The 3,412-nt window shown below is 62.7% G+C and carries 2 protein-coding genes; both read right to left on the bottom strand.

Annotated elements, in window-relative coordinates:
- Positions 1-2,367 (bottom strand): DUF4011 domain-containing protein (locus EJC49_RS24450; RefSeq protein WP_126702542.1); only part of this gene is annotated, 2,367 nt, incomplete at its 3' end.
- Between the two features lie 322 nt (positions 2,368-2,689).
- Positions 2,690-3,328 carry a hypothetical protein gene (locus EJC49_RS24445; protein WP_126702541.1) on the bottom strand — a complete coding sequence of 213 codons (639 nt, stop codon included), beginning with the start codon at positions 3,326-3,328 and terminating at the stop codon, positions 2,690-2,692.
- Positions 3,329-3,412 lie beyond the last annotated feature (84 nt).

Raw genomic sequence — 3,412 nt, 5'->3', positions numbered from 1 at the left:
GGCGCCGGACGCGTTCGGGTCTGTCACGATGGATCGAACGAGCGCCTTGGCCCGGCGGTAGTTTCCGTTTAGGGCTTTCAGTATGCCGGTGTGCGTCGCGAGCGCCTGTCTCGCTGCCGCGACGTCGCTGGACCATGCTGCTTCCGAGATCTTTCCTTGAAGTGTGGACCGGGCGGTTTCGAGGGCGGCGACACTCTCGGCGAGATCGCTTGCCTGCTCCAGGCCCGAATCCCAGACGGTAGCAGCGAACGCTTCGGGACTTGCGTCCGGCGCTGCCGCGACGCGTTCGCCCATCGTGACCAGCCGCAGAATTCCTGCCAACGTGTCAGGCAGCATCGATCCGCCCAGTTCCTGGTTCAGCCGCTCTGCCTCCTCCTTCAGCCGCGGCAGAAGGATAGTGAGCTGGCGCGCGCGGACGAATCCTTCCTTAGGGAAATCCGAAGGCAGCTCCGCGAGGCCGCTTTCCAGACCCTCCACCGAAAGCTCGACGGCGCCGTCGACGACATGCTCGGAGAGTTCCGACGACGTCCGGCCGAACTCGGCACCCGTCCAGATCAGCGACGCGATTTCCTTCTGCTGGCCGTCCCAACACGATGCCGTCAGCGCCGAGGGCGGGAACGGCGGGGCCGCCGCCAGAACGCGCGCTCGTTCAAGAAGCGGGCGAACTCCGTTGGGAGCGGGAGGCACTTCCGATTCCACGCTGGCCGCGATTTCCGTGACCTTCCCTCGGAGTTCCCTCACGCGCGACGCCAAGGATTCGATGCGAGGAACCAGCCGCTCGACGGTGGTCGGAAGGACGACCTCAAGGCCGACCCCTCGCCAAGGATGCCGGATAGGAAGTCCTATCTCGTCGATACGTTGGGACACCTCCTCCAGCAGACGCCTGCGCGTGGCGACGCCGTCTGCCGTCCAGTCTGTGGAGCCAGCCAAGTGAATGTCGACCGGTCGTTGTCCTTGCTGCCTCAGCCGGATCAACTGCCCCAATACCTGGTAGGGAGTTAAGCCGGATGGATGATGAGCGACATGCATCCGGATGGCATGCGCATTCAGCTTGTCGCGGGCCTCGAGAACCCTGTCTGCCAGGGATGAGGGAAACTGCCCTCGCGGCGACCCGAGCTGCCAGGTCCGACGGAGTTCCTCCAGCATCATGCGCTTGTTGGCCTTGTTGCTATGGAGTTCGAGGCAGGCATCACCAACCCCGGCGCGGTCGAGCCGCCGCTTGACCACCTCAAGCGCTGCCATCTTTTCGGCGACGAAAAGCACGGTCTTGCCGTCGGCTACCGCCGAGGCGACGACGTTTGCGATGGTCTGCGACTTGCCCGTGCCGGGAGGTCCCTGGATCACGAGGTCACGCCCCCGGCGCACATCGTGAATCGCGAGCGTCTGTGAGCTGTCACTGTCGACGATGTGAAGCATGTCGGCAGGCGCGATATGCGGATCGATTGCGATGTCCTCCGACATCAGGGGTTCGCGCGTCTCGAATCCGTCCGCCAGAAGGGAACGTATCTTGGGCTGATCCGTGATCCTGGCACCCTCAGGCCAGTTCTCCGGATCAAGGTCGCGGTACATCAGGAATTTTGCGAACGAGAAGAAGCCCAGCACCATGTCGTCAGGAAGCACGTCCCACCCGTCCTTGGTGGAAACGGCGTCCGCGACTGCGGCGAGATAGCCCCCCGGCTCGAAGTCTTCGCCGGCCTCGAAAGGCGGCAAGGCGAGTTTGTGCACTCTGTCGAGGTAAGCTTCGAGAGAAAGGTTCGCCGTCTGATCGTCGGACCTTGCCCTCAAGCGGAACTTCTCCCCGGCTGTACCCCGTTCAAGCCGAACCGGCACCAGGATCAGCGGCGCGTGCCGGATGTTCTCCTTGTTGTTCGGATCGATCCATTTCAGCATGCCGAGCGCGAGGAAAAGGATATTGACGCCCTGTTCTTCCTCGATCGTCCGCGCATCGTAATAAAGATCGAGGAGTCGCCGCTGGAGACCAGTCGGAGTCATTCTCGTCTGAAGGCTGGTGTCAGAATGCCGCTTGGAGAAACCTCGCTCATCAAGCTGTTCATCGCCGGGCTGCGGGAACACAACCGGAGAATAGTCGTCCTCCTCGCCGAGCCCGTCGGCCGCCTCCTGGCCGGATTTCGTCCGGTCAGGCTTTCCCGCGACAAAGGTGAACGTCTTCCCCTCAGCTACAAGCAGCCTGTAGATCTCGGAGGTTCGTTCATCGACGACATCTATCGTCTTTGCGCTCCGGGAAAAGCGCGGAACATTGAGCAGACGGTTGCGGGCGGAAAGGTCCAGTAACTCTGTTCTGGCGCGCTCAAGCTTCTCCTTCAGCGGCAGATCGCTCTGGAAGACGGATTTCTCCGTGTCGTGCACTTTTGCTCCCCCATATGTCTTTCCAGGAGACTAGGCCGACTGGAAACTCTTATGCAATCAACAACTGCACGCCGCCTACGTCGTTATGAATGGAGGGGAGCGACATTTTTCTTGTCTTGGCAACGAGCTTCGGACTCCCGACATTCTACCTCGAGCGCAGGGATCCTAATGTCTGCAATCCATGGACCGTCCGGAGACGGTCCCGGCTTTGCCGCCCGAGGGGAGTCGAACGAATGGCAAGTTTGGGTGGCTTTGGGAGCGCGCCGAATGGCGACATGGGGGTCGATTCCAGACGTCCGACGCTAACTGCCGAAAACGTGCATCAGCGAAGCAGTCCATCCAGGTCGAAATCGTCCCATCCCTTCAAAACGATTGCCGCGTCGCCATCGCTTCCGCCGCTGTGTCGGATGGGGTCCGCGCCGGCTAGCTTGCCCGCCTTCTTCAGCGCGGCCTTCTGTGCGCCCCGGCGCCTATTCTCCGCAGCGGCGAGCTTGTCCTCCTCGCGCCAGACCTCCGGCAGGTCGCGATCGAGCACGTCCTCAATGTGGCGCGGGTCGAAGACGTGGAACGTGATCTTCCGCGCCCGGCCGCGCAGCTTCACCGTGCGGGTGCCCGCACTCTGCAGCCGGCCGTCCTTTAGCCAGCGATGGCGTTCGGCCTGCTTGATCGACAGGATGTCCTCCACCTCGCGCGGGATGACCGGCAGGTCCTCGATGTCGGAGAGCTTTCGGGTGACGGCTTCCGCGGTGGCTTGGTGATCGTCGGGGTCGTCCACAGACACGCGCAGCACGAGAGCGCCGGCCTCGACATGAAGCAGCTTGCGCTCCGCGAAGCGGAGATGCGCGCGCACTTCGAGCAGGATTCCTTTCGCGCGCACGGCTGAGCCCATCGTCGCCGCAGGTGACAGCCGCCACTCCTGGATGAGCCTGGTGGGCGGCTTCGGTTTGGGGGATTTCGGCATAGCGATCACATGGCGTACGGCGGGGCTGCCTTCAACCAAGCCTCTCCTTCCAATCCTTCTTGCGAGCGGCGTAGTCTTCGTTCG

Source organism: Aquibium carbonis, from assembly GCF_003970795.1.
In the GTDB taxonomy this organism is placed as follows: Bacteria; Pseudomonadota; Alphaproteobacteria; order Rhizobiales; family Rhizobiaceae; genus Aquibium; species Aquibium carbonis.
Note: the sequence above shows the minus strand (reverse complement) of the source record. Positions and strands in the feature narration are given on the sequence as shown.

Bases quoted from the DNA above. Each gene is read 5' to 3' on its own strand.
- EJC49_RS24445 (WP_126702541.1), bottom strand. From the start codon at position 3,328: ATGCCGAAATCCCCCAAACCGAAGCCGCCCACCAGGCTCATCCAGGAG.